Source organism: Chloroflexota bacterium, assembly GCA_009840625.1.
Taxonomy (GTDB): domain Bacteria; phylum Chloroflexota; class UBA11872; order UBA11872; family VXNJ01; genus VXNJ01.
In genome coordinates this window covers 476,052-499,597 of sequence record VXNJ01000001.1, presented here as the reverse complement: position 1 = coordinate 499,597, position 23,546 = coordinate 476,052, and the positions used below count along the sequence as shown (strand labels likewise).

The following is a 23,546-nucleotide window of genomic DNA, read 5'->3' as shown; positions in this document are numbered from 1 at the left end:
AGTCAGCCGTCGCTGGCCGGGATGCCCAGCAGCGGAAAGATTGCCTCGACTACCTCGCGGAATACTGGGGAAGCAACTTCATGGGCCCAGCGACCCTTCGCGGGGGCGTCGATCTTGACCAGCACCAGGGCGCGCGGGTCGCGCGTGGGCCCGAATCCGGCGTAGCTGGGAATCGACGAATCCTCGGAATAACCCGAGTTGATCGGCACTTCGGTGGTCGCGGTCTTGCCCGCGGTATCAAACCACGGACTCAGCGCCGGGTTGTTGGGAACCGAGCGTTCGGCATCGCGCATCATGGCGACCATTCGCCCGGCGGTGGCTGCGGTAATCGCCCGCCTCCGCACCACTGGCGGATTCGGAGTGACCCGGCCCGCGGGATCGATCAAGGCCGCGACCGTGCGCGGGCGCAGCAGCAGTCCGCCGTTGGCGATCGCGGCGTAACACATCGCGGCCTGCAGCGGGGTGATCGCCAGGCCTTGGCCGAAGGAGTTGGCGGCCAGGTCTCCGGGGTACCAACCGGGGTCGCGGTAGTAGCGGACGATTCCGCCGACTTCCCCGGCCAAATCGACTCCGGTCGGCTCGCCGATCCCGAAATTGCGCAGGTAGCCGTAGAACTTCTCCGGCCCCATTTGGTCGGCGATCCAGACTGCGCCGGTGTTCGAAGAGTGGCGCAGGAGGCTCGTCATGGACTGGTTCGGGTAGGTCTTCTGGTCCCAGTTGGCGATCTGCAGTCCGCCGTATTCGATCTCTCCCGGGAAGCTGTGGGTCGAAGCCGTGGTAATCGTCCCGGAATCGAGTCCGGCGGCCATCGTAATTAGCTTGAACGTGGATCCGGGCTCCCACACAAGCTGAACTGCCGGGTTGAGGAACTGGGGTCCGATCTCGGCGTATTCGTGCATACGATCGGGGTCGAACGTCGGTTGGCTGGCCATGGCCAGAACCGCCCCGTCGCGGGGGTCGAGAACCAGTATGGTGCCGTGCGCGGACTCGTACTTGGCGAGCGACCGTTGCAGGATTCCCTCGACCTTCAGCTGGACCCGACGGTCCAGGGTCAGTCGGACGGTTGATCCCGGCTCGGCCGCGGTGACGATTTCGCGTCCCACGGGTATCGATCGCCCAAGTGGGTCGCGGTCGGCTATGACCCGTCCGGGGCGGCCGCGCAGTTGCAGGTCGTAAAACGACTCGACTCCGGAGCGGCCGGAGTTGCTGGCGTCGGTAAACCCGAGCAGGTGGGCGGCCAGCGGACCTGAGGGGTAACGCCGGTTGTGTCGGCTCTCGATCTGCAAACCGCCAGCCTGGCCGGCGTGGATAGCCTTCTGGATCGGAGCCGTGCGCACCGGATCGACATCCTCGGCCAGAACGGTGTACTGGGACAAGCGGTCGCGGACCCGGTGCCTTAGTTGATGCAGCGCGATCCCGGTGTGCCTGGCGACGAATTCGAGCATGGCCTGCAGGCCCGATTCGGAGAGAACTGCCGGCGAGATGATCAGCCGGTCCACAACGCGAGTCACCGCCATGGGTTTGGCCCGGGCGTCGATGATGTCGCCGCGGCGCGGGTTTAGCAAGTTGTCGGCGCGCAACTGCAGCACGGCGTCGGCGGTGTGCGCGCTTTGCTCGCGGACCTGAATCCGCAGCAGAGCATGGGTGACCGCCCCGGCCAGAGCGAGGTTGGCGCCGCCCAGGAAGAGCAGCCGGCGGCCGAGCTGCGGTCGGTCGTCCGTGGTCGGGTGCACTGGCACGGTTCAGGCGCCGGGGGGACTGCGGCCGGTCCACCGCAGAAGGGCGTGCCAGAAACGATCTCGCCAGTGGGGGATTTCCGGCGGAGCCGGGTCCGACCAGGTAGGGGAAGGACCTACCCGCGAGCGGCCACGCGTCGGCGGCGAGATTGTGGCGGCGGGCTCGGCCGGGTGCATTCCCAGTTCGCCGGCCCGTTGCTCAATCCGCGGGAGGTTAGACGCGGTCGCGGCTTCAACCAGCAGCGCCGAGCGCACCCGCTGCAATTGGGAAAGTTCGCGCTCGAGTTCGTTCACGGTGGCGATCCGGGCCGCCTGCAGTTGCAGCTGCAGCACCAGAATCATGGTCACCAGAAACGCCGCCGCCACCAGGGTGAGAACGACCACGCCGGGGCGGGGCAGCGTTCCGGCAGCTCGGATTCTGGCCCACAGCCCGGTGAATCCGGCGGACTTCCCGGAGGACCCGGCGGCCCCGAGCGCGATGAAGTCGGTGCCCTGGACGTTCAATTCAGAACCGCGCATCGGAGTCGGGCGCTGCGGGCGCGCCGGTTGGCAGCCAATTCATCGGCCTGCGGCCGCAGCGGTTTGGGCGTACGCACGGTGAGTCGACCCTCGGTTTGGCCGGACCTGAACGCGAGCTTGACCAGCCTGTCCTCGGCACTGTGAAAGGAAATCACAACTATGCGAGCGCCCCGGGCGCCGATGCCGAGGATTCCCTCCAGAAACCGCTCCAGGTTTTCAAGTTCCCGATTCACCGCGATCCGCAGGGCCTGGAAGGTGCGCGTCGCGGGGTGAATGCCGCGGCGCCGCCGCCGGCGCGCCCCTGACACAACCGCGGCCAGATCGCCGGTTCGGGTAATCGGGTTCTTGGCGCGGGCCTGACAGATCGCCCGGGCGATTCGCCGGCTGTCGCGTTCGTCACCGTAGCGATATATAAGGTCGGCCAGTTCCTTCTCGCGCATGTCATTGACATAATCTGCGGCAGTGCGTTCCTGGCGGAGGTCGAACCGCATATCGAGCGGACCATCGGAGGCGAACGCGAAACCGCGATTGGGATCGGCGAGCTGGTCCGAGGAAAGGCCCAAATCGGCCAAAACCCCGTCGAACCGGTCGAACCCGGATTCGCGCGCAACCGCCGGTGCATCGGCAAAGTTGGCGTGTGCCAGTACCGCGCGCTGCCCGAACCGGGAGAGTTGCTGCCGGGCGCGCTCGATCGCGTCGGCGTCGGCGTCGATGGCGAGCAGCCTTCCGTCGGGAGCGTTGCCGTTCAGGATCAAGCAGGAATGTCCCCCGCCGCCGGTGGTGGCGTCGAGGTAGTCCAGGTTCGGTTGCGGATCGAGCAGGGCCAGTGCTTCGCGCGCCATCACCGATTGGTGTGAAGTTGGCTGGACCACGGGATTAGCGACTTCGGTATGTGTGGGGCGGAGGGGAGGCACTCTGCCCCACACGAATACCCGTTAAGAGTTGCTGGGGCCGGTTTCGGACGCTGTCCTGAAGGTGTCGGCGATCGTCGCCGGCAGTCCGGCTTGCAGTTGGCCCCATTTCTCGGCGCACCAGATTTCGATTTTTTCGCCAGCTCCGACAACCGCGACTTCCTTGGCGATACCAACCATTTCGCGCAGCGGCGCGGGGATTGAGACCCGCCCCTGCCGGTCGATATCCAGTCGGACTGCGTTGGCGAACAGCGCCCGTCGGGCGTTGCGGCCTTCGCTGCGAAATTCATCCAACCCGGTGACCCGTTCGGCTTTAGCTTCCCAGGCCCCCATTGGCAGGATTTCCAAGCAGGTGTCGATGCCGCGCGTGATCGCGCCACCATCGGCCAACCCGTCTCGAAATCGGCTCGGCACGGTCAGTCGACCTTTCGAGTCGAGCGAATGCATATACGTGCCCATGAAGCGTTCCATCGGCGCGGCAACTCGCTCTCCTTGATCCGAGAAAGCCTAGTCTACCACTTTGACCCACCATTTACCACATTGTCGTGATCTCGGGCTCTTTTCAGGGTTTTGGTACCACACCGTGCATGGGGTCGGAGCCGCCGGGAGTCATGTCTGCGCGAATTAACCTCCGGCCGTCCAGCGGCCCGGAGTCAGGCTTCTTCGGCTTGGAAAGCGTCGATTGCGGCGTTGGCCAAGCCGTCGGCGACGGCGTTGCCGGCGCGCCGCACATGGACGAATTCGACCTCTTCGAATCGCGCGCAGAGCTTGCGCACGGTCTGGGCGATTGCGCGCAGGCGGGGGTTGCGGACGCGGTACTCGCCGCGCATCTGCTTTACGACCAACTCGGAGTCCAGCCGACAGGCTACCCGCCGCAGGCCTCTCTGGTCGGCCAGCAGCAGCCCCAGCCGCAGACCCTGGTATTCAGCAGCGTTGTTGGTGTCGGTACCCAGATAGATTTGGGAGCGACCCAGTTCGTTGCCGTCGCCGTCAAGAAGGATCGCCGCCGCAGCTGCCGCCCCGGGGTTCCCACGGGAGGCACCGTCGGCGTAGATGTAACCGTCGAACGCGGCTGCCGAGGCCAATTTGCCAGGTCCTTTCGGCGTCGCTGTGCCGGCACTTCAATTATCATGATCCGGGACGTTCAGGGGGGATTCTTGCCAGACAAAACTGCCGGCTTGCGAGATGTGATTGCTGGCTCCTCAACCATCTGTTACCTGGATGGAGAGCGGGGCATCCTGCGTTACTGCGGCTACCCGATCGAAGAGTTGGCCCAGCATTCCACGTTCGAGGAAGTGGCCTATCTGCTCTGGCACGGTGAGCTACCGGCAATCAATCAACTCCGTCCCCTGGCCGAGCGGTTCGCTGCGGCATCAGTACCCCAGCAGGTCTGGAACGTTCTCAGGGAACTGGGCCCGGTCCAGGTTATGGATGCGCTCCGTACCGGTGTTTCGGCGTTGGCCGGTCACGACCCAGACTACGGCGACGATTCGCCGACCGCCCTCCTGCGCAAGTCCGAGCGGCTCACCGCCCAGACATCGAGCATCGTGGCCGGAGCCTGGCGCATCGGCCAGGGCATGGCGCCGGTCGATCCGGACCCGGAGCTGGGGTTTGCGGCCAATTTCCTATATCAGTTGCGGGGGGAGCGACCCTCCGCCGTCGCAGCCCGCAGCCTTGACATTGCCCTGATCCTGCACGCCGAGCACGAACTCAATGCATCCACTTTCGCCGGGCGCGTGATAGCCGCGACCCTGACCGACCTGCATTCGGCGATCGCCGGTGCAATAGGAGCCCTCAAGGGACCCTTGCACGGCGGCGCCAACGCGGCCGCATTGCAAATGCTGCTGCAGATTGGTGACCGGAGCAACGCCGAGGCCGCGATCCACCAGCGCCTGGCCGCGCGTCAATTGATCATGGGCTTTGGTCACGCCGTTTACCGGACCGCGGATCCGCGCGCCGGAGTCCTGCGCGAGATGTCGCGGCAACTCGGTGAGGACGTTGGCGACCTTTCGCTCTTTGAGTTGTCGGGAGCGATCGAAGAGATCATGATGCGCGAAAAAGGTCTCAACGCGAACGTCGATTTCTATTCGGCCAGCGTCTATCACAACCTGGGGATACCGGTCGACCTGTTCACTCCGATATTTGCCGTTTCGCGGATGACCGGCTGGACCGCGCACATCATCGAGCAGGTTGGCAACAACCGCATCATCCGTCCGCGGCTCGAATACGCCGGGGCCTGGGAGCGCGAATACGTGGCCATCGAAGAGCGCGGTCTGACTCCTACCCAGCGGTAGGGCCGGGTCAGAGGCTGGCCGGGGTAACCACCCGCCCGCGGGTCGCTGCCAGGGCCGCGGCAACAAGGAATAGTCCCGCGGCCGTCCCGTACACGGCCCAGTAACCGTAACGGGCGAATTCGAACGGCGCCTGCAGGGCCTCCTGAACTCCTTCGAAGGAGAGCACCACGGCGGCGAAGAGCAGTCCGAAGGCCGCCTGACCGTAGACGAACCCAGATGTCCGCATCCAGGCGTTGAACGCCCCCGCCAGGCCGATGTGGCTGAGCGGCAACGACCCCATGATCGAACTGGAATTGGGCGACATGAACAGGCCCTGGCCGAGCCCCAGGACGAGCATGCGAACGCCAACGTCCAAAATCGTCGACTGCTCGTCCAACAGCAGCATCGAGGCGGTGGCGGCACTCATTACGAGCAGGCCCAGAGTGGCCGGGATGCGCGGGCCGAAACGGTCGACGAAGGCGCCCGCCTGCAGGGCCAGGAGCACCGCCCCCAACGGCATCAGCGACATCAACGCGCCCGCCGTGGCCGGGGAAATACGCATCACGTCCTGGAGCAGGAAGGGGGTCATGAGAACGTGGCCGGCGATCCCGATGAAAGTCAGGAAGCCGATCCCAATGGAGATTGTGAAGGCGTGGACCTTGAACACCCTTAGCTCCACCAGCGGGCTTGCGGCGCGCAATTGGCGCCAGAAAAACGCCGCCACCAGCAGTATTCCGCCGGCCAGAACCGCGATTATCAGCGGGTTGCCCAGACCCCGCAGCGCGCTCTGGTTGATCCCGTAGGTAAGCGCACCGGTCCAGCCGACCAGCAGGGCGGCTCCCAGCCAATCCATGCGGGCGCTGCTTTCGGGGATCTTGTCCTCCTTCAGGATCCAGGCTCCCAGCGCCAGCGCGGCCAGCCCGAGCGGGGCGGCCAGCAGGAAGATGAAGCGCCAGCCCAGCAGGCCGGTGATTAGGCCGCCGATGATCGGGCCGGCGAGTAATCCCAGCGATACAACGGATCCGTTCAGGCCCATGGCGCGACCCCGCATCGATGCGGGGAAGGCGGTAACCATCAAGGCGTTGCCGGTCGATTGCAGCATCGAACCACCGACGCTCTGGATGATCCTGGCCGCGACCAGCATCGGCAGGTTCACACTCAGCGCCGAAACGATCGCGAACCCCCCGTAGATCGCAAACCCCACCAGGGCCAGCCGGCGGCGCCCGATCAGGTCGGAGAGGCGGCCGAAGAAAAGCATCAGGCTGGCGGTGCCGAGCATGTAACCCAGCGCGACCCATTGCGCCTGGGGCAGGTCCACATCCAGTTCGCGGGCGATGGTGGGGAGGGCGATGGTCACACTCGAGACGTCGGTGGTGGCCATAAAGACCCCCAACCCGACGACTACCGCCTGGGGCCAATTGGGCCGGACAGCGACGGCGGTCGACCGGCTCATCGCCGCGAGCACATATCGGCGAGCGCGTCGAGCACCATCTGCAGCTTTTGGGGGGCGGTGCAGGCGGGGAATCGCCAGCTCGTATCCGATCGATTGGCGGCGGCCCTGAACGACTCCAGGCTGTCGACGAAGTCTTCGATATCGTCCGGCGAAGGGACGCTGCGCCGCAACCGCCCGGGCAGGAATTCAAGGAACGGATCCCTCTCCGGCGCGGCAGGGCAGACCAGGCGGGCGCCGATCACGGACGCGCTCGGCGGAATCACCAGCCCGAGCGAATTGGACCGGATCCGCAAGCGTCCGCCGCGACCCATCCAGTGCACGGCCAGGGACATAATCGCCATGGCCCGGTCAGGGGCGTGAATTGCCAGCCAGTCCGCCAGGCGAGGGTCCTCGGCGGAGTCGATCAGTGCTTGGTCCAGGGCCCGGCGCATATCACTTGAACTTTAATTTGAATGCCGGGACGGAAGCGATCCGGGATGGCGAAAAAAGGAGCGTAATTATCTACGGAGTAGCGATTCAGGGAACCGGCTGGGTGGCTTCGGCCCACCTTGAGGCGGCACGGTCCGATCCGCGTTGCCGGGTCGTGGCAGTGGGCGGATCCTCGGTTGAAAGTGCATCCCGATTCTGTGCCGACAACGGCCTTGACGCGGCCGCCTACGGGCGCATCGAAGATCTGTTAGCCGATTCGGCGGTGGACGTCGTAGTACTGGCCACACCAAACGACCTGCACGCTTCCGAAACGGTTCTGGCGGCGCAAGCGGGCAAGCACATATTGATCGAAAAGCCGGCCGCCCTGGACACCGAGTCGCTGGATCGGGCGGTGCAGGCAGTCGCTGCGGCCGGAGTAACCACGCTGGTCGGGTTCGTGTTGCACTGGAATCCGATGTTTGACCTGATCCGTGCCCAGATAGATAAGGGTCTTCTGGGGCGGATCTTCTACGGCGAAATCAATTACTGGCATGAAGTCGGGGACTGGTACAGCGGTTTCGCGTGGGCCAAGACCCGGGCCGCCGGGGGCAACGCGCTGCTGTGTGCGGGCTGCCACGCCGTGGATGCATTGCGCTTCTTCACCGGTTCCGATATCGCCGCCCTCTCGGCCCTGGCCACCCGCGACGGGACGGCCCACGAATACCCGTCCACCACCGTATTCGTGTGCGAGCTTGCCAGCGGGGCAATCGGCAAAGTCTCTGCGTCGCTGGGGGCCCGTATGCCTTACCAATTCGATGTCGACCTGCTGGGGACCGAGGGATCGGTCCGCAACAACCGCCTCTATTCGCGACAGCTTCCGGGCCTTCAGGGATTCGTCGAATTTCCGGTCGAGCGGCCCGATTCGGCCGATGTAGTTTCACACCCCTTCACCGGCGAGCTGGGCCACCTGTTCGACTGTTTGGACGAAGGAACGGATTCCGAATTGAACCTCGCCGGGACGGTAAACACGCACCATGCCTGCATAGCGGCCGAGATTTCGGCAAGCGAGGGTGGTTGCAGAGTGGAGCTGCCGCTTGCCTGACCTTAATTAGTCCGGCGGTGGCGTCGCGCTGGCGAGGAGATCGTCCTCATCCTCTGGATCGTCGGACGGCTGGGGGTCGTGGCTCCCGGATCCACGGTCCCGTTGGTCCGAGACCGGCGCACCGGTGCGGCTTGCCAATTCATCAAGGTCCACCGACGACGCCGACTTTAGCAATTCGAACCCGTCGCCGGTAGGCCGAAAAACCCCGAGTTCAGTGACCACCAGAGCGCAGTTCGCCGGCGAAAGATTGCGCTCGTCCGGCGCCAATTTTTGGCTCAGCGCCGGGCTGCCGTCCGGCAATTGGTGCTGAAGGCAGGCTATGAGCCGGCCGACTCCGTATACGATCTCCCGCAGGTGGCCGGGAGCGGATTCATCGTCCGAGGGTGCCAGATCACCGGCCGCGTCGACTTGACTCGCTTCGACCACGCCGACGTCGATCCATCCGCGCCGCAGCATCGCCGCCGCTCGCACGGGGCCGGCCATCGCGCCGCCGGATATCACGGTAACCGTTTCGCCGCCGTCGGCCGGCTGCAGCCCGCGTTCGCGCCCACGTGGGGCCGGCCCCAGGCCGATCAGGCCGCTTCGGTCAACCGCGATTACCGCGCGTCCCGCCAGATGCTCGCCCACCAGGCGCGGCAACCCGGCGTCCAGATAGACGACGTCATTGGTTTCGAGTTCATCCGCAAGCGCCTTGGCGATGTCATGCGCCGACCAGGCCATGTCAGTCGTCCTTGACGACGTGGCGAACGATCACGCCGGGTGTGGCCACCGCCGCGGGATCGATGTCGCCGATCTCGTACAGCTCATCCACCAATGCCACCACTACCGGCGCCGCGGTCGCCATCACCGGGTTGGATCCGGCGCGCGATCCGCGATAGGCAAGATTTCCGAATCGGTCGCCACGCCAGGCCTTGACCAGGGCCACGTTGCCGATCAGGGCCGGCGCGACCGAAAACTCCCTTTCGCCGACCATCGTGGGCGAAAAATCGCCCCCGCCTGCCAGCTCGGGTGGAACGAGGACCCCGCCGAGGCCGGCGCCGGCGGCCCGGAGCCGCTCCAGCAGCACTCCCGGGGGCACGATCTCAACCCCCGATTCACCGGCCGCTTCGCGGATTTTTGGTCCGGCGGCGCCGGTGAGCAGACGACTACAGCGCCCGCTCGCTAGCAGTCGGGCTACCCAATCGTCGTCGGCGTCCAGGCAGATGATGGTCAGGTCGCCGGCCGGTGAGTCCAGCAGCGCCGCAATCAGGGCCGCGGGGTAACTGGGCCTACCGCTCCCGCCAACCAAGACCGTATCGCCGTCCTGGATCTGGGCGACCGCTTCCTCCGCACCACATACCTTGTCGGGGAGAGGCTGGGCCGCTGGTCGGGCCGGGCCCAGGTACCGGGCCGATCGCGTGCGGGCGGACATCGGGTCGAATCAGCCGCTGGCGGAGGTGGTCAGATCCAGCGGCGCAGCAGGCGTGCCAGCAGCGCGCTCAGGCCCAACGCAACTCCGAATGCGATCGCGGCGCGGGTCCCCATCAAGGCACTTACGTGGCCTTCCACAGAGCCCGCAACCACGGCAAGAGCCATTACCCGCTGGGCCTCGACGGCCCCGCCGATGATTACCGGGGTGGCCCCGTTCTCGATTCGCACCGAACCGCCGCAGGCCACGATGGCAGCCGAATCGGCCAGACGGGCGGTGCCCGCGATGACGGCCCCGCTCGCTGATTGCTCAAGCTGGGCGCGGTCGGCGTGGGTCAAGGCGATGGCCGAATAGCCGGCCCGGCAGGTGTCGGCCCTAACGCGTTGCGCTGCCGAAAACTCGAGGTTTATCTCAGCCCCTGATAGGTTGCCGATCGACGATCCGACCGGTCGGGCTGCGTCACGCATGGATGGTCTCAATTAGCTGGCCGGGTGCCGTTCATTCTCGCCGGTGGACTCGGCGGTCTGGCGGGCTGCCCGCATTACCTCGGCAATCGGCCGCTGGTGAGCTAGCGCGGCACGGCGGACATCTTCATATTCCGGCGAAATCAGGTTCGCATCGGCGGCCGATTTGATCCTGATCGATCCGAACTGGGTTTCCACGGTCCACACCCGGCGGTCCAGGATCCGGCGCTCAAGCGAGCGGCGGCGGATTCCGAGCGTGCCGGTTTCCGTGAATATCACATTCTCAATTTCGGCGGCTTTTTCCGGTTGGCAGATCACGTGCAGGGCGGTGCCCGGGCGGAACTTCTTCATCTGGATCGGGACCATCCAGACATCCAACGCCCCGGCCGCCAGGCAGCGCTCGGCGGCGAACCCCAGTACTTCGCCGCTGGCGTCATCGACGTTGGTTTCCAAAACGACCACCGAATCGGTCCCGGAGGCGGTCAAGTTGTTGCCGATTACGACCCGCAGGACGTTGGGGATCACCAGGTTCGCCGACCCGGCACCGTATCCGTAGGCGGTCGGCCGCATGGCGGGGATGGCGCCGAACCGGTCGGCGATCGAAGTCAGAATCACCGCTCCGGTGGGGGTGAGCAATTCGATCGATTCATCACCGGAATAGATCGGTGCCCCGGCGGAAGTAACCAGGGCCAGCGTGGCCGGCGCCGGAATCGGCAGGCGGCCGTGCGCGGTGTCCGCGTGGCCGGAGCCGACGTTGATCGGCGAAACCGTGATCTCGGCGGCGTCCAACCACTCGATTCCGACCGCCGCCCCGACCAGGTCCAAGATGGCGTCGGCGGCGCCGACCTCGTGAAAATGCACCTTTTCCAGCGGGACTCCGTGAATTCCCGCTTCGGCGTGCCCGAGTTGCTCGAACATCGCCAGCGCCCGGGATTCGACCGCTGTTCCGAGATCGGCGGCGCAGATAAGTTCCCGGATCTCAGGGAGCCCGCGTTGCACCTGCTCGGGGATAGTCTCCACCTGCAGCCAGGTGGCGCTGATTGCTCCGCGAACCACCCTTCGCGGCCGCATAGACCAGTGCGGGAGGGCGAGCCGGCGGAGGCGTTCCTCAAGCATCCCGAAAGGCATACCGGCGTCGATCAGGGCGGCCAGGAACATGTCGCCGGCGGCCCCGGACGCCGCCTGCAGGTAAACGACCCTGCTCATTGCCGGCGATCGCGGCCGCGCAACAGCAGGGCGGCCAGGTACCCGGCGCCGAACCCGTTGTCGATATTGACCACGGCCACGCCGGGGGCGCACGAGTTGAGCATCGTCAGGAGCGGTGCGATGCCGCCCAGCGACGCTCCGTATCCAACGCTGGTGGGCAAGGCCAGAACCGGCGCGTCGGTCAGGCCGGCGACCACGCCGGGCAATGCGCCCTCCATCCCGGCGACGGCGACGATAACGTCGGCGCGTTCGAGCCTTTCCCGGTTGGCCAACAAGCGATGAATGCCGGCAACTCCGACATCCCAGTAGCGCTCCACCTCCGCGCCCAGCGCGGTGGCGACCTCGGCGGCCTCGGTCGCCACGCCGATGTCGGAGGTCCCGCCGGTCACCACCGCAACCAGTCCCGCAAGGCCCGGTGCCCGGCCGGCGATGACCAGTCGCGCTTCCTGGATATGGCGGGAGCCGGGCACGGCCGCCATCAGCGCCGCGGCGTGATCGTCGTCGGCCCGCGTGGCAATCACCACCTCGCCGGCACCATGCAGGGTGGCCCCTATGCGGGCCACCTGCTCCGGAGTCTTGCCCGGACAGAAAATCGCCTCCGGAAATCCGGTGCGTTGCGAACGGCGGTCATCGACTTTGGCGTAACCGAGGTCGGTGTAGGTATCGCCGAGGGCGCTGAGCGCTTCCTGGACGCTTACCTGCCCGTCGGCGAGGCGCTCGAGCAACTGGCGCAACCCGGTATTCATGGCTGGCGGTTTTTGGTCCGCGAGGCGAACGGAGGCAGGGTTCCAGCGTAGCTGGCCGCCGAACCCAGGCGTGACTCAATTCGCAGCAACTGGTTGTATTTGGCGACGCGGTCCGAGCGCGCCAGCCCGCCGGTCTTGATCTGGCCGACTCCGGTGGCGACCGCCAAATCGGCGATGAAGGTGTCCTCGGTTTCCCCGGAGCGGTGCGAGATCACTGCCGCAAACCCGCTGCGCTTGGCCAGATCGATCGCATCCAGCGTCTCCGACAGGGTACCGATCTGGTTTAGCTTGATCAGGATGGCGTTACCGGCGCCGTGGTCGATCGCTTGCTGTAGGACCGCCGGGTTGGTGACCGTGAGGTCGTCACCGACCAACTGGACGCGGCCCCCAACAGCCTCGGTCAACGCGCGCCAGCCATCCCAGTCGTTTTCGTCCATGCCGTCTTCGATGGAATAAATCGGATAGCTGGCGACCCAGCCCGACCAGAAATCAACCAATTGGTCAGAGTCGAGGTCGCGGCCCTCGCGCGCTAGCCGATAGGTTCCCCCATGGCAGAACTCGCTGGCGGCGGCATCAAGAGCCAGGAGAACGTCTCCGCCAGGGTTGTAGCCGGCGCTTTCGACCGCCTCCAGAATCGCCACCAGGGCGGCCTCGTTCGAATCCAACTGCGGGGCGAACCCTCCCTCGTCACCGACGTTGGTGTTTTTGCCCTGGCGCTTGAGAACCGCTCTCAGAGCCTGGTATATCTCGGATCCGGCGCGCAGCGCGTCGCTGAAGCTGCCGACTCCGGACGGGGCCACCATGAATTCCTGGATGTCGGTCGAATCGTCGGCGTGGGCGCCGCCGTTGAGGATGTTCATCATCGGCACCGGCAGCACGCCGGCCCCGGCTCCGCCCAGATACGCGAACAGCGGCAGCTGGCAGTCGTCGGCCGCGGCGGCCGCGCAGGCCATCGAAACTCCCAGAATCGCGTTTGCGCCCAGGTTCGATTTGTCGGAAGTGCCGTCGAGTTCGATCATGCGATCGTCGATTTCGCGTTGCGCGAAGACATCCGATCCGGCCAAGGCGGGTCCGATCACGACGTTTACGTTCTCAACCGCGTTGGCGACCCCTTTGCCGCCGTAGCGATCCGCGTCACCATCGCGTAACTCGATCGCCTCGCGTTCCCCGGTCGAAGCCCCGGAAGGCACCGCCGCCCGGCCGGTCGCCCCGGAATCGAGCAGCACGTCGACCTCGACCGTGGGGTTGCCGCGGGAATCGAGGATTTCGCGGGCGACGATCTGTTCTACGTGGCTCAATTGGGTTCCGTTTCAGTACTGGGGCAAGGATCTGCCCGGAAGACCGGATCCGGCGGTCACCGGGTCGCGGGCCAACTGCCCGGAGAAGATCCCCGGGGGAATTATCAGAGGCCGGGGCGTTGGCGGCTGGAGTTCGGGCTCAGGTCGCCGAGGTAGGGGAGAAGCGCGGACCCTCGACCGAAACCTGGGTCCGGTCGGTCATGAGCAACCCGAACACGCAGCTGGCGGCGGCGATCACCGCCCCGCCCACGAACGGGACCACGTGACCGAATTGCTGCCAGAGGATCCCACCGGTTATCGGCACAATCACCGCCGCGATGTGGTTCATGGTCTGGCCGGTCACCATAGTGGGCCGCAGATCCGAGGCCTTGATCAGCATCTTCTTGCCGAAGGTCGAGATCGCCAGCTGATTTGAAAACAGCAGGTTGTCGATGACGTACAGGGCGAACAGGACGTTGACCGAATCAATGAACGCGTAGCCCAGAAACACCAGGCCGATGAAGAACGTCGAGGGCACGAAGACGAGCCGCTCTCCGTAGCGATCGATCCAGCGTCCGAAGACGTAAGCGGCGAAGATCGACACGACCTGGTTGACCAGAAAGAGCGTGGTAATCGTCGAAATCGGGGTTCCGTAGCGCTCGACAAGGGCAAATACCGCGAAGGTCATGAAGATGTGCCGGCGGCCGCCATTGAGGATCTGCAGGACGTAGAAGAGCCAGTACTGGGGACGGATCACGATCCGCTGCTCGGGCGGATGCTCTTGCGACCTGATAGTGAACATGATCAGCCCGCCAAGACCGATCATTACCCCCGAAAAGATGAACATCGGGCGGAATCCGAATCCGGCGGTGACAAGGTAGACGACCGCGATTCCGGCCAGGGCGGCGATGTTTCCCGAAGAGCGCAGGATCCCCAACCGGGTGCCCATGTCGGAATCTTTGCCGAACCGCAGGGCAAGCGATATCGCCAGCGGTGACCAGGTGTGGAATCCGATGCTCCATATCAGCGAGAAGACGATCAGCAAGGCGACCGAGTCGACGTAGAAGTAGTTGAGGACTCCGAAAGCCATCAGCAGCAGGGCGAGTCCGGCCACCACCGGCTCCAGCAGCATCATCACCGCCGCCGCCATCAGGACCGAGAGAAGGCCGGGGATCTCGCGAATCGTCTCCAGCAGACCCAACTCGAAGGGCGTGATGCCGATGGACTCGACCGCGAAATTGGTAAAGACCGTGTTGTAGGCAAAAAACCCGAGCGAGTAGAGTGCCCCGGCAACCACCAGTAGTCGGAAGGGCTGGGTCTGTCCGGGGAGGATCCGGTTCCCGGCTATGGTCAGCAGCGCGCGCATCGGTCGGCTTACCCGGCCAGGCCCGCAAATTGCGGTTCGAGCGTGGCATACATCTCTTCGTAGCGCTTCCGCTGGCGGGCGAAGTGATCAGCGGCGGCCGGATCGGGCCGAACCTCACCGACGATCGGAACCAATTTGGGAGCGTCGAGCAGCGATTCCATCGCGCCTTCGGCGCGCATGGCCAGCATCGCCGCCCCCAGGACCGAGGCGTCTCCCTCCTGCGGCAGGGCCAGCGGGGTGGCCAGGCAGTCGCAGAGCATTTGCACCCAGAAGCTCGATCCGCGGAATCCGCCGGTCGTCCTGACCTGCCGCGGCGCCGAGCAGATTTCGCGCAGGGCCGACATTACGTGGCCAAGGTGCAGGCAGATCGATTCCATTGCCGCCCGGGCGACGTGCCCGCGGCCGTGCCCCAGGGTCATGCCCAGCAGCGCGCCGCGGGCGTTTACGTTCCAGTTGGGCGAACGCTCACCGGCTAGGAATGGAAGCATCAACAGTCCGTCGGCGCCCGGCGGGGCTGCCTCCGCGGCCGCGTTCACCGGGGAATAGTCTTCGGGTCCGGCCCGATCGGCAAAAAGGGTGTCACGGACCCAGCGATACACGATTCCGGCCGAGGAGATGGCGCCCCCGTTTACCCAGAGGCCGTCGGCCAGGTAGTAGGACCAGGTCGCCCGCCGCGGATGCAGGATCGGACGGCTATCGACCGTGCGACAGGCGGCCGAGGTGGCGATCATGGCGGTGTAAACCCCTTCTCCGACCGCACCGACGCCGAGCGAAGAGAGCATTCCGTCGGCGGCGCCGACGATCAGCGGGGTGGCTCGCGGCACCCCCAGCATGGCGGCAGCTTCGGACGTTAGCCGGCAGCGGTGGTCGGATTCGACCAGCTCGCCCAGCGAACCGGGATCGACGCCCAGGAACTGCAGCCAATCGTCATTCCAGCTGAGACCGGAGGTGTCAAGCAAGCCGGACCCGGAACCCACCGAGCGATCCAACAGCAACGAGCCGGTGAGCTTGAGCAGAAGGTATGACTTGAGCGGGACGAACCAGCGGCCGGCCGCAAACCGCTCCGGTTCACGGCGGGCCAACCACGCGATCTTGGGGCCGGTGTATATGGAGTGGATCTGGCATCCGGTCTGAAAGTAGACGGAATCGTGGTCCAGGGCCTCGATCGCCTCTTCAACCTGCGGGCCACAACGGAGGTCGGCCCAGGTGAACGCCATACCCAGCGGACGCAGTTGGCGGTCGAGTACGACCAACGATCCGATGATCCCGCTCAACCCGATCGCGGCGATCGGGTGGCCACGCTCTTTCACCGCGCGGAGGCAATCTGCCAGAACTGTTAAGCAGGTTGCTACGAAGTGGTCCGGGTCCTGCTCGGCCGCGCCTGGGACCGGCGAGTTCATCGGCAGCTCGGCGCGCACGCTGGCAACGTCTCGCCCGTCGTCCAGGAAAGCGGTTGCCTTGACCCCGGTGGTACCGGCGTCCAGGCCGACGAATACGGGGTTAGCCAATACGCTGTCCGGCAAGGGGTTCGCTGACTGGCCGGCGGCGTATCAGCGGCGCAGACGGCCCTTGCCGCCGCACTTTGGACACGTGCCACTGGCCACGTGCCAACCGCCCGGTTTGGAAGGATCGGGCCAACGTTCGTCGATGTTGCCGGTGCCGTCGCAGCGGTTGCAACGCGGGCCCTGGGGACCCATGATGCGCGGCAGCAGCAGGACCGCCGCGGCGACGATCGCCAGCGGGATCACGAAGGTCGTAAAGTCCAATCCTGCCCCTTAGGCCGCTGCAGCTTGTGGTCATTATCAACCGAGCACCATTCCGCTATTCGCTAAGGCGGGAGCGAAGTCGCAATTGGGCGCTGAAACCGCCGGATGCGGCCACTAGAATCGGGCCATGCAGGCGTCTCCCCGTTCGGATTTCGTACACCTGCACGTCCATTCCGAATTCAGCCTTCTGGACGGGATGGGCAAGATCCCGCAACTGGTCTCGGCCGCCCGCGAGCAGGGCATGCGGGCGCTGGCGCTGACCGACCACGGGTCAATGTACGGGGCGATGAATTTCTACCTGGAAGCCCGCCGCCAGGGCATTCAACCGATCGTTGGCTGCGAGGTCTACGTGGCCGCGCGCGCGATGGACAAGAAGGAAGGCCGGCGCGACCAGAGTTCGACCCACCTGACCCTGCTGGCCGAGAACGAAGTCGGCTACCGCAACCTGATCGGCATGGTTTCGCGAGCCCACCTGGAAGGTTTCTACTACCGGCCGCGGATCGACCTTGACCTGCTCGCCGCCCACTCCGACGGCATCGTATGCCTGTCGGGCTGTCCTTCCAGCGAAGTCTCGCGGCGGATCCGCCAGGGCAACACCGATTCAGCCCTGGAGCTGGCCGGCTTCTACCGGGAGCTGTTCGGCGCGGATCGATTCTTCGTCGAGGTGATGAATCACGGCTTGGATTTCGAACGCCAACTGAACGTCGGCTTGCTGGAGATATCGAAGCGCTTGCAAGCTCCGCTGGTCGGGACCCAGGACGTCCACTACGTGGGCCGCGAAGACCGCGACGCCCACGACGCGCTCCTGTGCATCGGGACCAAGTCCCGCGTCGCCGACGCCGACCGTCTCCGGATGGAAGGCCATTACCACCTGGCCGGGCCCGAGGAGATGGCCGGCGTCCTGGCCGAGTTCCCGGATGCGTTCGAGAACACCAACCTGGTGGCCGAGCGCTGCCACCTGGAGTTGGACCTGGGCCGGATCTCGCTTCCGCAGGTGGACCTTCCGGAGGGCCGCACTGCGGCCGAGCACCTGCGCGCGCTGGCGGTCGAGGGTCTAAACGAGCGCCGCCGCGGATCTTCGCCGGGTTACCGCGAGCGACTCGACTACGAACTGGGGATCATCTGCGACCTGGGGTTCGAGGTCTACTTTCTGATCCACGCCGAAATCTTCCAATTCGTGCGTCAGCGCGGCATGCTCGCCGGCCCGCGCGGGTCGGTCGGCGGATCGCTGGTGGCGTTCGCCCTGGGGATTTCCGGAATCGACCCCATCGAGCGCAACATCCCCTTCGAGCGGTTCCTGAACGAGGGCCGCCGCGATCGCCCGCCGGACATCGACATGGACTTTCCGGACAACGAGCGGGCGACCGTGATCGATTACCTCGCCCGCAAGTACGGACGCGACCACGTCGCCCAGATCGCAACTTTTGGCACGATGGCGGCGCGACAGGTAGTCCGCGACGTAGGGCGGGTCCTGGAAATGCCCTACGATGCCGTCGATCGAATCGCCAAGGCCATACCGCAGAACGCGGTCGACCCCTGGGATTTGCGGCGGGCGCTCGACAACGTGGACGAAATCGCCTCAGCTTATGCCGACGATCCTCAGGTCAAGCGGCTGATCGATCTGGGCCTGAAGCTTGAGGGAATCTCGCGTAATCCTTCGGTGCACGCGGCCGGCGTGGTCGTCTCCAGTTCGCCGCTGGCCGAGCACCTGCCGCTTATGCGCGGCCAGCAGGGCGAGCGGGTGGCCCAGTACACGTTCGAAACGCTGGAGACCATCGGTTTTCTCAAACTCGACATCCTGGGCCTGACAACATTCCGGACGCTGAGCACCGCGCTGGGCCTGATCAAGACTCACCATGGACGCCAGATCGACATTGAGAAGATCCCGTTCGATGATTCGGCGACGTTCGAAATGCTCTCGCGCGGCCGCACCGTGGGCTGCTTTCAGCTTGAGGGCGAGGGTATGACCCGGGCTCTGGTGCAGCTGAAACCCACCCGCGTGGAGGACCTGGCAGTCCTGGTTGCGCTTTACCGGCCCGGCCCGATGTCGAACATCGATCAGTACGTTGCGATGAAGAACGCGCCTGAGCGGGTCTCCTACCTGCATCCCAGCCTGCGGCCGATCCTGGAGGAGACCTACGGTGTGATGGTCTATCAAGACCAGGTGCTGATCGCCGCCCGCGAACTGGCCGGATACAGCTGGCCCGAGATCGACGTGATGCGCAAGGCGCTGGGCAAGAAGATTCCCGCCGAGCTGGCCGAGCAGCGCGAAAAATTCCTGACCGGGGCGGCCGAGCGCGAGATCCCGCGCCAGGTGGCCGAGTCGATCTACGAACTGATCGAACCGTTCGGCGGCTACGGCTTCAACAAAGCCCACGCTTTCTACTACGGGACGGTCGCATATTGGACCGCCTACCTGAAAGCCAACTACCCGCGCGAGTTCATGGCCGCGGTGCTGACCACCGCCGCCGGGGATTCGGCCAAGCTGGCGGCCGCAATCGGCGAATGCCGCAAGCTCGGCATCAAGGTCGAACCGCCCAGCGTGGCCCGTTCCGGAGCCGACTTTGAAGTCGACGGGCCGTCGATCCGGTTCGGCCTCGCTTCGATCAAAGGCATCGGCCGGCAAGCCGCCCAGTCGATTGTCGAAAAGCGCGGTTCGGGGTATACGGACATGCCCGACATGTGCAAGCGCGCTTCCGACCAGATCGGGCGCCTGCAGCTGGAGAAGCTCGCCAAGGCCGGCGCGCTCGACGTGTTCGGCGAGCGCAACGCCCTGCTGGGGGTGATCGACCCGGTCATCCGGCACCTGCAGTCGCTCAAATCCAGCGGATTGCTCGACCAGCAGTCGCTGTTCGGCGCGATGCAGAACGGCCCCGGCAACGGCGAGGCCGGGATCTCGTTCGCGTTGCCGTCAGTAGAGTCGGCCAGTCCCGAGGAATGCGCCGGCTGGGAGCGTGAGCTGCTGGGGATCAATTTCACCTCCGACGCCATGGACGAGGTGATCGAGCGGCTGAGGGCGGGCCGCTTGAAGCTGCCGGACCAGATCGATGCCGGCGAAACGGGATCCAAGGTAGCCACCGGCGGAGTGGTCAGTCAATTGCGCAGTTTCCGCACCCGCAACAACAACCAGATGTGCGCATTCCAACTGGTGGCCGGCGGGTCCGGCGGGCTAGCGGTGACGGTGCTGCCGCGCATGTACGAGAAGTCCCGCCGGCACCTGGAGGAAAACACCCGCCTGTGGTTGACCGGGCGGGTGGAATCGGACGGTCCGGGCGTCCGATTGCTCATTGGCGACGAGGACACGGTGGCGCCGCTCGCGCAACTGCCGGCCGATGGTCCGCCGCCCGACCGATCTGCTCGGCGTTCCGGGTCGCGGCGCCGGCGAGCTCCGGCCCACCCCGAGCCCCGGCCGGGACCGCAGCCGCCCGCCGAACTGCCCGACCGTGCGCTGCGCCTGCGCATGCGGCTCTGCGGCGACGAGGATGCCGATCGCGGCGCTCTCGCGGGGCTCGCCGCCTGCCTGCGCGGCAACCCGGGCCGGAACCGGGTCGAACTCGAATTGACCGGCCAGGGCCCGCGAGTGCTGCTGGCCGTGCCGGATCCCGTCGGCGACCCGGCCGGCTTCTTGCAGGACCTGCCGGAAGCCGTCGAACTCCTCCCGGGCGGTTCCCCGCGGACCTGACCCATAATCGGGATGTGACCCCGGTCCGCCGGGGGATTCAGGCGGGTTGCTAACACCGCGAACCCGAAACACCCCCATCTACTAGAAGGACTTTTGGCGCAGATGAAAGTCGGATTCATTGGTCTCGGGACCATGGGCCTGCCGATGGCCGCCAATCTCGTCGAGGCCGGGTTCGAGACCGTTGTCTGGAACCGAACCGCATCCAAGGCCGAACCGCTCGTGGCCGCCGGCGCAAAACTCGCCGGATCGCCGGGGGAACTGGCCGCCGAGTGCGAAGTCGTCGGCGCCTGCTTGTTGCTGCCCCAAATCTCCGAAGACATATTCCTCGGCGAAGGTGGCGTTATCGAGCGCGCGGCGCCAGGTTCCACCCTGATCGACTTTTCAACCAACGGGGTGGATACCGCCGAGAAGTGCTTTGCGGCAGCCAAGGAAAAGGGAATCGGCTACCTCGACGCGCCAATTTCGGGCGGCCCTTGGGGAGCCGAGGCCGGGACCCTGGCGATCATGGTCGGCGGCGAACAGGCGGCCTATGATCACGCCCACCCGGTGCTGGACGTCCTGGGCGGAAACGTGAACCTTATGGGCGGACCGGGCGCTGGTTCGGTAACCAAGCTGGCCAACCAGGTCATCTTCGCCGCCCAACTGGCGATCGCCGGCGAGGCGTTCGTGATGGCCCAGAAGTTCGGGCTCGATCCCGAACGCCTGCTTGACGTCCTGCAGTCGGCGACCGCGGCCTCGGCCTCGCTCGATCGAAACTTCGGCATGAAGGTCCTGAAACGTGATTTCGACCCGGCTTTTTCGGTCGATCTGCTGGCCAAGGACCTGGGTTTGACGTCCGACCTCTGCCGTTCGCTGGGCGTCCGCAACAACGTCGGCATGCAGGCCGAGAGCTTCATGCGCGAAGCCCAGGCGCTGGGCCACGGCGGCCTGGACATAACCGCCGCCGTTCTGACGCTGGAGCATCTGGCCGGCGTGGAAGTCAAGCCCCTTTGACCGTGCTTGGGGGATGATTACCCCCGGGAGGTAGCTTGCGCCGCCTGTTGGTGAATTGGGTCGCGGCCGTTGCCGGCCTGGCGACCGCGGGGGCGCTGCTCTGGGGATCGCTCGATCTGCCGCCGACGACCTCGGAGGAATACTGGCGCACGCTGGCCGGGTTTGCCGCCGCGTTTGCGGTTCTCACGACCTACGTGCGACCGCTCGTCTTTCGGCTGCTGGGACCGGTCGGCTGCGCCCTGACCGTGCTCACCCTGGGGTCGATCCATCTCGTGGCGGCCGGTCTCCTCTTCTGGCTGACACTGCAATTGCCGCTGGCGGTGTCGGTCGATGGGCCGTTGACCACCCTGGCGACCGCGGCCATCATCGCCGTGATCTCGGTTGTTGCCTGGCAAATCCTGGGGTCCGAGACGCAGGATCGTCGCCGGCGATGAATGATCAGGCGGGGTTGCTGGACCGCGCCCAGGCGGAGCTGGAGGAAACCGACCGTCCGTTGCCGCTGCCCGTGTTGGCCCGGGCGGCCTACCGAACTACATCTCCGATACCCCATCGGCTGTACGCCCGCCTGGCGGCGGCAGTCGATTCGGACCGGCGCTTCCAGCGCAGTCAGGGAATGGTGTCGCTGGCGGACTGGGAGATGCGCGACGTCGGCTTGCAGAACGCCGAGTTTGTCGCAATCGACGTCGAATCCAACGGCGGGGCTTCGGGACGGCATCGGATTGTCGAACTGGGCGCGGTCCGGTTCGGATTGGACGGAGTCAGGGGAAGGTTCGAAACCCTCGTGGCCTGCCCCGAACCGATTGCCCGCGCGGTAACCAGGATTACCGGAATCCGCGCCGCGATGCTCTCCGGGGCGCCCGGGCCGGCGGAGGCCGTGGAGGCGTTGTCGGAATTCTGTTTGGGGGCGGTCCTGGTCGCCCACAACCTTCCGTCGGATCTGGGGTTCCTGAACCTCGAAGCGCGCTGGGCCGGTATTCCGGCGTTCAGCGGCGACGGCCTGGACACGATGGCAATTGCCGCCTGGCAACATGCCGACTCCGGACCGTTCGGGTTGGCCCGGACCCTCGAGCTCTACGGCTTGCCGCCGCACGAGGGCCACCGCGCGGCCGCCGACGCAGAGGCGGTGCGGAAAGTCTTTCTGCGACAGGCGGAGCGCGCGCGCAGTGAGGGAACAAAGACCATCGGGCAGCTCCGGGCGGCCAGCCGGCCGGACTCCAGCCCGGCCGGTGTCCGCGGGCGCCTCTTGGAAGAAGTCGCTACCCAGCTGCCATCGCTGCCCGGCGTGTACCGGCTGCTCGACGCCGCCGGTGACGTGATCTACGTGGGGATGGCCCGTTCCCTTCAGCGTCGGGTGCGAACCCACTTGAACAACAGCAACCGCCACGCCCGCCGCCGCGAGGCTTTCGTCGAGCAAATAGACCGGATCGAATTCGATCTGGCGGGGTCCGAACTGGAGGCGTTGGTGCTCGAGCAGGAGCAGATTGCGCGACTGCGCCCGGCTTTCAACCGCCAGCTGCGTTCGCACCAGGGACCGCACTACGTCGCCATTCGTGGCGATTCCGGGCGGGGCCAGTTGCACGCTTGCCGGCAACCCCCCAAAGGCGCCATCGCCTGCGCCGGCCCGTTCCGGACCGCGGCCCACGCCCGCCGCCTGGCGCAGCAATTGCGCTCGGCCTTGGGAATTCCGGCGCGGTGGGGCGGGGAGAACGGACCATCGGAGCTTGCGATCGGGGCCGGGCGGGCATTCCTGAGCGGCGGAATCAGTCGCGCGCGTCGTTATCTGGATGAATCAGGTTCGTCGTCGGCCAAGCGAATCCTGCGACGATTGAACGCCCGCGAACCGTGGCCGCGTCCGTTGCCGGGAGGAGAGTCCGGAGGCAGGGTGTTGGTTGTTGCCCACGATTCCGATCCGGCGCGGGTGGCGCTCTGGTTGATCGAAGGCGGCAGCGCGGTTCGCCGCTACAGGATCCCGGCCGATGCTCCCGGCCGCATTGCAGAGTCGGTCGAAGCGCTGCTGGCGACGGACACCGGCTTGCCCGACTCCGGCGATGTAAGCGTTACCAACCGCATCGACCGCTGGCTGATTGCCAATGCCGACGATCCCAATGTCATCTGGATTGACTCGCGGCCCGAAAAAGTTCAGGTGCGGGTCCGGCGCGCGGTCCGCCGCCTCGGATTGGGCGCGGGACTGCGCTGATTCAAGCGCCGACGGCCCTGAGAGGTGGCGCCGGCGAGC

The 23,546-nt window shown here is 65.9% G+C and carries 22 protein-coding genes; 6 read left to right on the top strand and 16 right to left on the bottom strand.

The window, feature by feature from the left end; all coding sequences use genetic code 11:
* Positions 1-2 precede the first annotated feature (2 nt).
* The 5 genes from F4X41_02235 to F4X41_02215 all read right to left on the bottom strand — a co-directional run bounded on the left by F4X41_02235 (position 3) and on the right by F4X41_02215 (position 4,221).
* Positions 3-1,733, bottom strand: a complete 1,731-nt coding sequence (locus tag F4X41_02235; GenBank protein ID MYB15841.1) for a penicillin-binding protein 2 — start codon at positions 1,731-1,733, stop codon at positions 3-5.
* Positions 1,734-1,742: 9 nt separating this feature from the next.
* Positions 1,743-2,255 (bottom strand): hypothetical protein, encoded by a 513-nt coding sequence (locus F4X41_02230; GenBank protein ID MYB15840.1) that lies wholly within the window; start codon positions 2,253-2,255, stop codon positions 1,743-1,745.
* A complete protein-coding gene (gene rsmH / locus F4X41_02225; GenBank protein ID MYB15839.1) occupies positions 2,237-3,097 on the bottom strand; it encodes a 16S rRNA (cytosine(1402)-N(4))-methyltransferase RsmH in 861 nt (286 codons plus the stop codon). Before rsmH ends, F4X41_02230 begins: the two co-directional genes overlap by 19 nt.
* A gap of 93 nt (positions 3,098-3,190) precedes the next feature.
* Entirely contained in the window at positions 3,191-3,637 is a 447-nt protein-coding gene (mraZ, locus tag F4X41_02220; protein ID MYB15838.1) for a division/cell wall cluster transcriptional repressor MraZ, read from the bottom strand.
* Positions 3,638-3,819: 182 nt separating this feature from the next.
* The gene (locus F4X41_02215) at positions 3,820-4,221 is read right to left on the bottom strand and encodes a ribonuclease HI family protein (GenBank protein MYB15837.1); all 402 of its coding nucleotides are present in this window, start codon (positions 4,219-4,221) and stop codon (positions 3,820-3,822) included.
* 75 nt (positions 4,222-4,296) lie between these two features.
* Between F4X41_02215 and F4X41_02210 the strand changes: the two genes are divergently transcribed.
* Positions 4,297-5,460 (top strand): citrate synthase, encoded by a 1,164-nt coding sequence (locus tag F4X41_02210; GenBank protein ID MYB15836.1) that lies wholly within the window; start codon positions 4,297-4,299, stop codon positions 5,458-5,460.
* 7 nt (positions 5,461-5,467) lie between these two features.
* Here F4X41_02210 and F4X41_02205 read toward each other — a convergent pair whose 3' ends face one another.
* Together F4X41_02205 and F4X41_02200 are read right to left on the bottom strand one after the other, a co-directional pair.
* Complete coding sequence (locus tag F4X41_02205) at positions 5,468-6,892, bottom strand: MFS transporter (GenBank protein MYB15835.1); 1,425 nt, start codon at positions 6,890-6,892, stop codon at positions 5,468-5,470.
* On the bottom strand, positions 6,889-7,233 hold the full coding sequence (locus F4X41_02200) for a hypothetical protein (protein ID MYB15834.1): 345 nt from the start codon (positions 7,231-7,233) through the stop codon (positions 6,889-6,891). Before F4X41_02200 ends, F4X41_02205 begins: the two co-directional genes overlap by 4 nt.
* Before the next feature lie 20 nt (positions 7,234-7,253).
* On the opposite strand from F4X41_02200, the gene F4X41_02195 reads away from it, so the two are divergent.
* Entirely contained in the window at positions 7,254-8,402 is a 1,149-nt protein-coding gene (locus F4X41_02195; protein MYB15833.1) for a Gfo/Idh/MocA family oxidoreductase, read from the top strand.
* Between the two features lie 6 nt (positions 8,403-8,408).
* On the opposite strand, the gene F4X41_02190 is transcribed toward F4X41_02195, so the two are convergent.
* From F4X41_02190 to F4X41_02150, 9 genes are all read right to left on the bottom strand, one after another.
* Positions 8,409-9,122: a hypothetical protein gene (locus F4X41_02190; protein ID MYB15832.1), complete on the bottom strand. Its 714-nt coding sequence runs from the start codon at positions 9,120-9,122 to the stop codon at positions 8,409-8,411.
* A 1-nt stretch (position 9,123) separates the two neighbouring features.
* Positions 9,124-9,813: a CoA transferase subunit A gene (locus F4X41_02185; GenBank protein MYB15831.1), complete on the bottom strand. Its 690-nt coding sequence runs from the start codon at positions 9,811-9,813 to the stop codon at positions 9,124-9,126.
* A 29-nt stretch (positions 9,814-9,842) separates the two neighbouring features.
* A complete protein-coding gene (locus tag F4X41_02180; protein ID MYB15830.1) occupies positions 9,843-10,277 on the bottom strand; it encodes a hypothetical protein in 435 nt (144 codons plus the stop codon).
* Positions 10,278-10,289: 12 nt separating this feature from the next.
* Positions 10,290-11,480, bottom strand: a complete 1,191-nt coding sequence (larC, locus tag F4X41_02175; GenBank protein ID MYB15829.1) for a nickel pincer cofactor biosynthesis protein LarC — start codon at positions 11,478-11,480, stop codon at positions 10,290-10,292.
* The gene (gene larB, locus F4X41_02170) at positions 11,477-12,226 is read right to left on the bottom strand and encodes a nickel pincer cofactor biosynthesis protein LarB (GenBank protein MYB15828.1); all 750 of its coding nucleotides are present in this window, start codon (positions 12,224-12,226) and stop codon (positions 11,477-11,479) included. Before larB ends, larC begins: the two co-directional genes overlap by 4 nt.
* Positions 12,223-13,524 (bottom strand): phosphopyruvate hydratase, encoded by a 1,302-nt coding sequence (locus tag F4X41_02165; protein ID MYB15827.1) that lies wholly within the window; start codon positions 13,522-13,524, stop codon positions 12,223-12,225. Before F4X41_02165 ends, larB begins: the two co-directional genes overlap by 4 nt.
* A 139-nt stretch (positions 13,525-13,663) precedes the next feature.
* Complete coding sequence (locus tag F4X41_02160; protein MYB15826.1) at positions 13,664-14,869, bottom strand: MFS transporter; 1,206 nt, start codon at positions 14,867-14,869, stop codon at positions 13,664-13,666.
* An 8-nt stretch (positions 14,870-14,877) separates the two neighbouring features.
* Positions 14,878-16,392, bottom strand: coding sequence for a carbohydrate kinase (locus tag F4X41_02155; GenBank protein ID MYB15825.1), 1,515 nt, complete (start codon positions 16,390-16,392; stop codon positions 14,878-14,880).
* Positions 16,393-16,419: 27 nt separating this feature from the next.
* Complete coding sequence (locus F4X41_02150) at positions 16,420-16,635, bottom strand: hypothetical protein (GenBank protein MYB15824.1); 216 nt, start codon at positions 16,633-16,635, stop codon at positions 16,420-16,422.
* Positions 16,636-16,762: 127 nt separating this feature from the next.
* Here F4X41_02150 and dnaE point away from each other — a divergent pair, with 127 nt between their 5' ends.
* The 4 genes from dnaE to F4X41_02130 all read left to right on the top strand — a co-directional run bounded on the left by dnaE (position 16,763) and on the right by F4X41_02130 (position 23,507).
* Positions 16,763-20,317, top strand: coding sequence for a DNA polymerase III subunit alpha (dnaE, locus tag F4X41_02145; GenBank protein ID MYB15823.1), 3,555 nt, complete (start codon positions 16,763-16,765; stop codon positions 20,315-20,317).
* A 93-nt stretch (positions 20,318-20,410) separates the two neighbouring features.
* Positions 20,411-21,310, top strand: coding sequence for an NAD(P)-dependent oxidoreductase (locus F4X41_02140; protein ID MYB15822.1), 900 nt, complete (start codon positions 20,411-20,413; stop codon positions 21,308-21,310).
* A gap of 44 nt (positions 21,311-21,354) precedes the next feature.
* Complete coding sequence (locus F4X41_02135; GenBank protein ID MYB15821.1) at positions 21,355-21,744, top strand: phage holin family protein; 390 nt, start codon at positions 21,355-21,357, stop codon at positions 21,742-21,744.
* Positions 21,741-23,507, top strand: coding sequence for a hypothetical protein (locus tag F4X41_02130; GenBank protein MYB15820.1), 1,767 nt, complete (start codon positions 21,741-21,743; stop codon positions 23,505-23,507). The genes F4X41_02135 and F4X41_02130 overlap by 4 nt, the downstream gene beginning before the upstream one ends.
* Positions 23,508-23,546 lie beyond the last annotated feature (39 nt).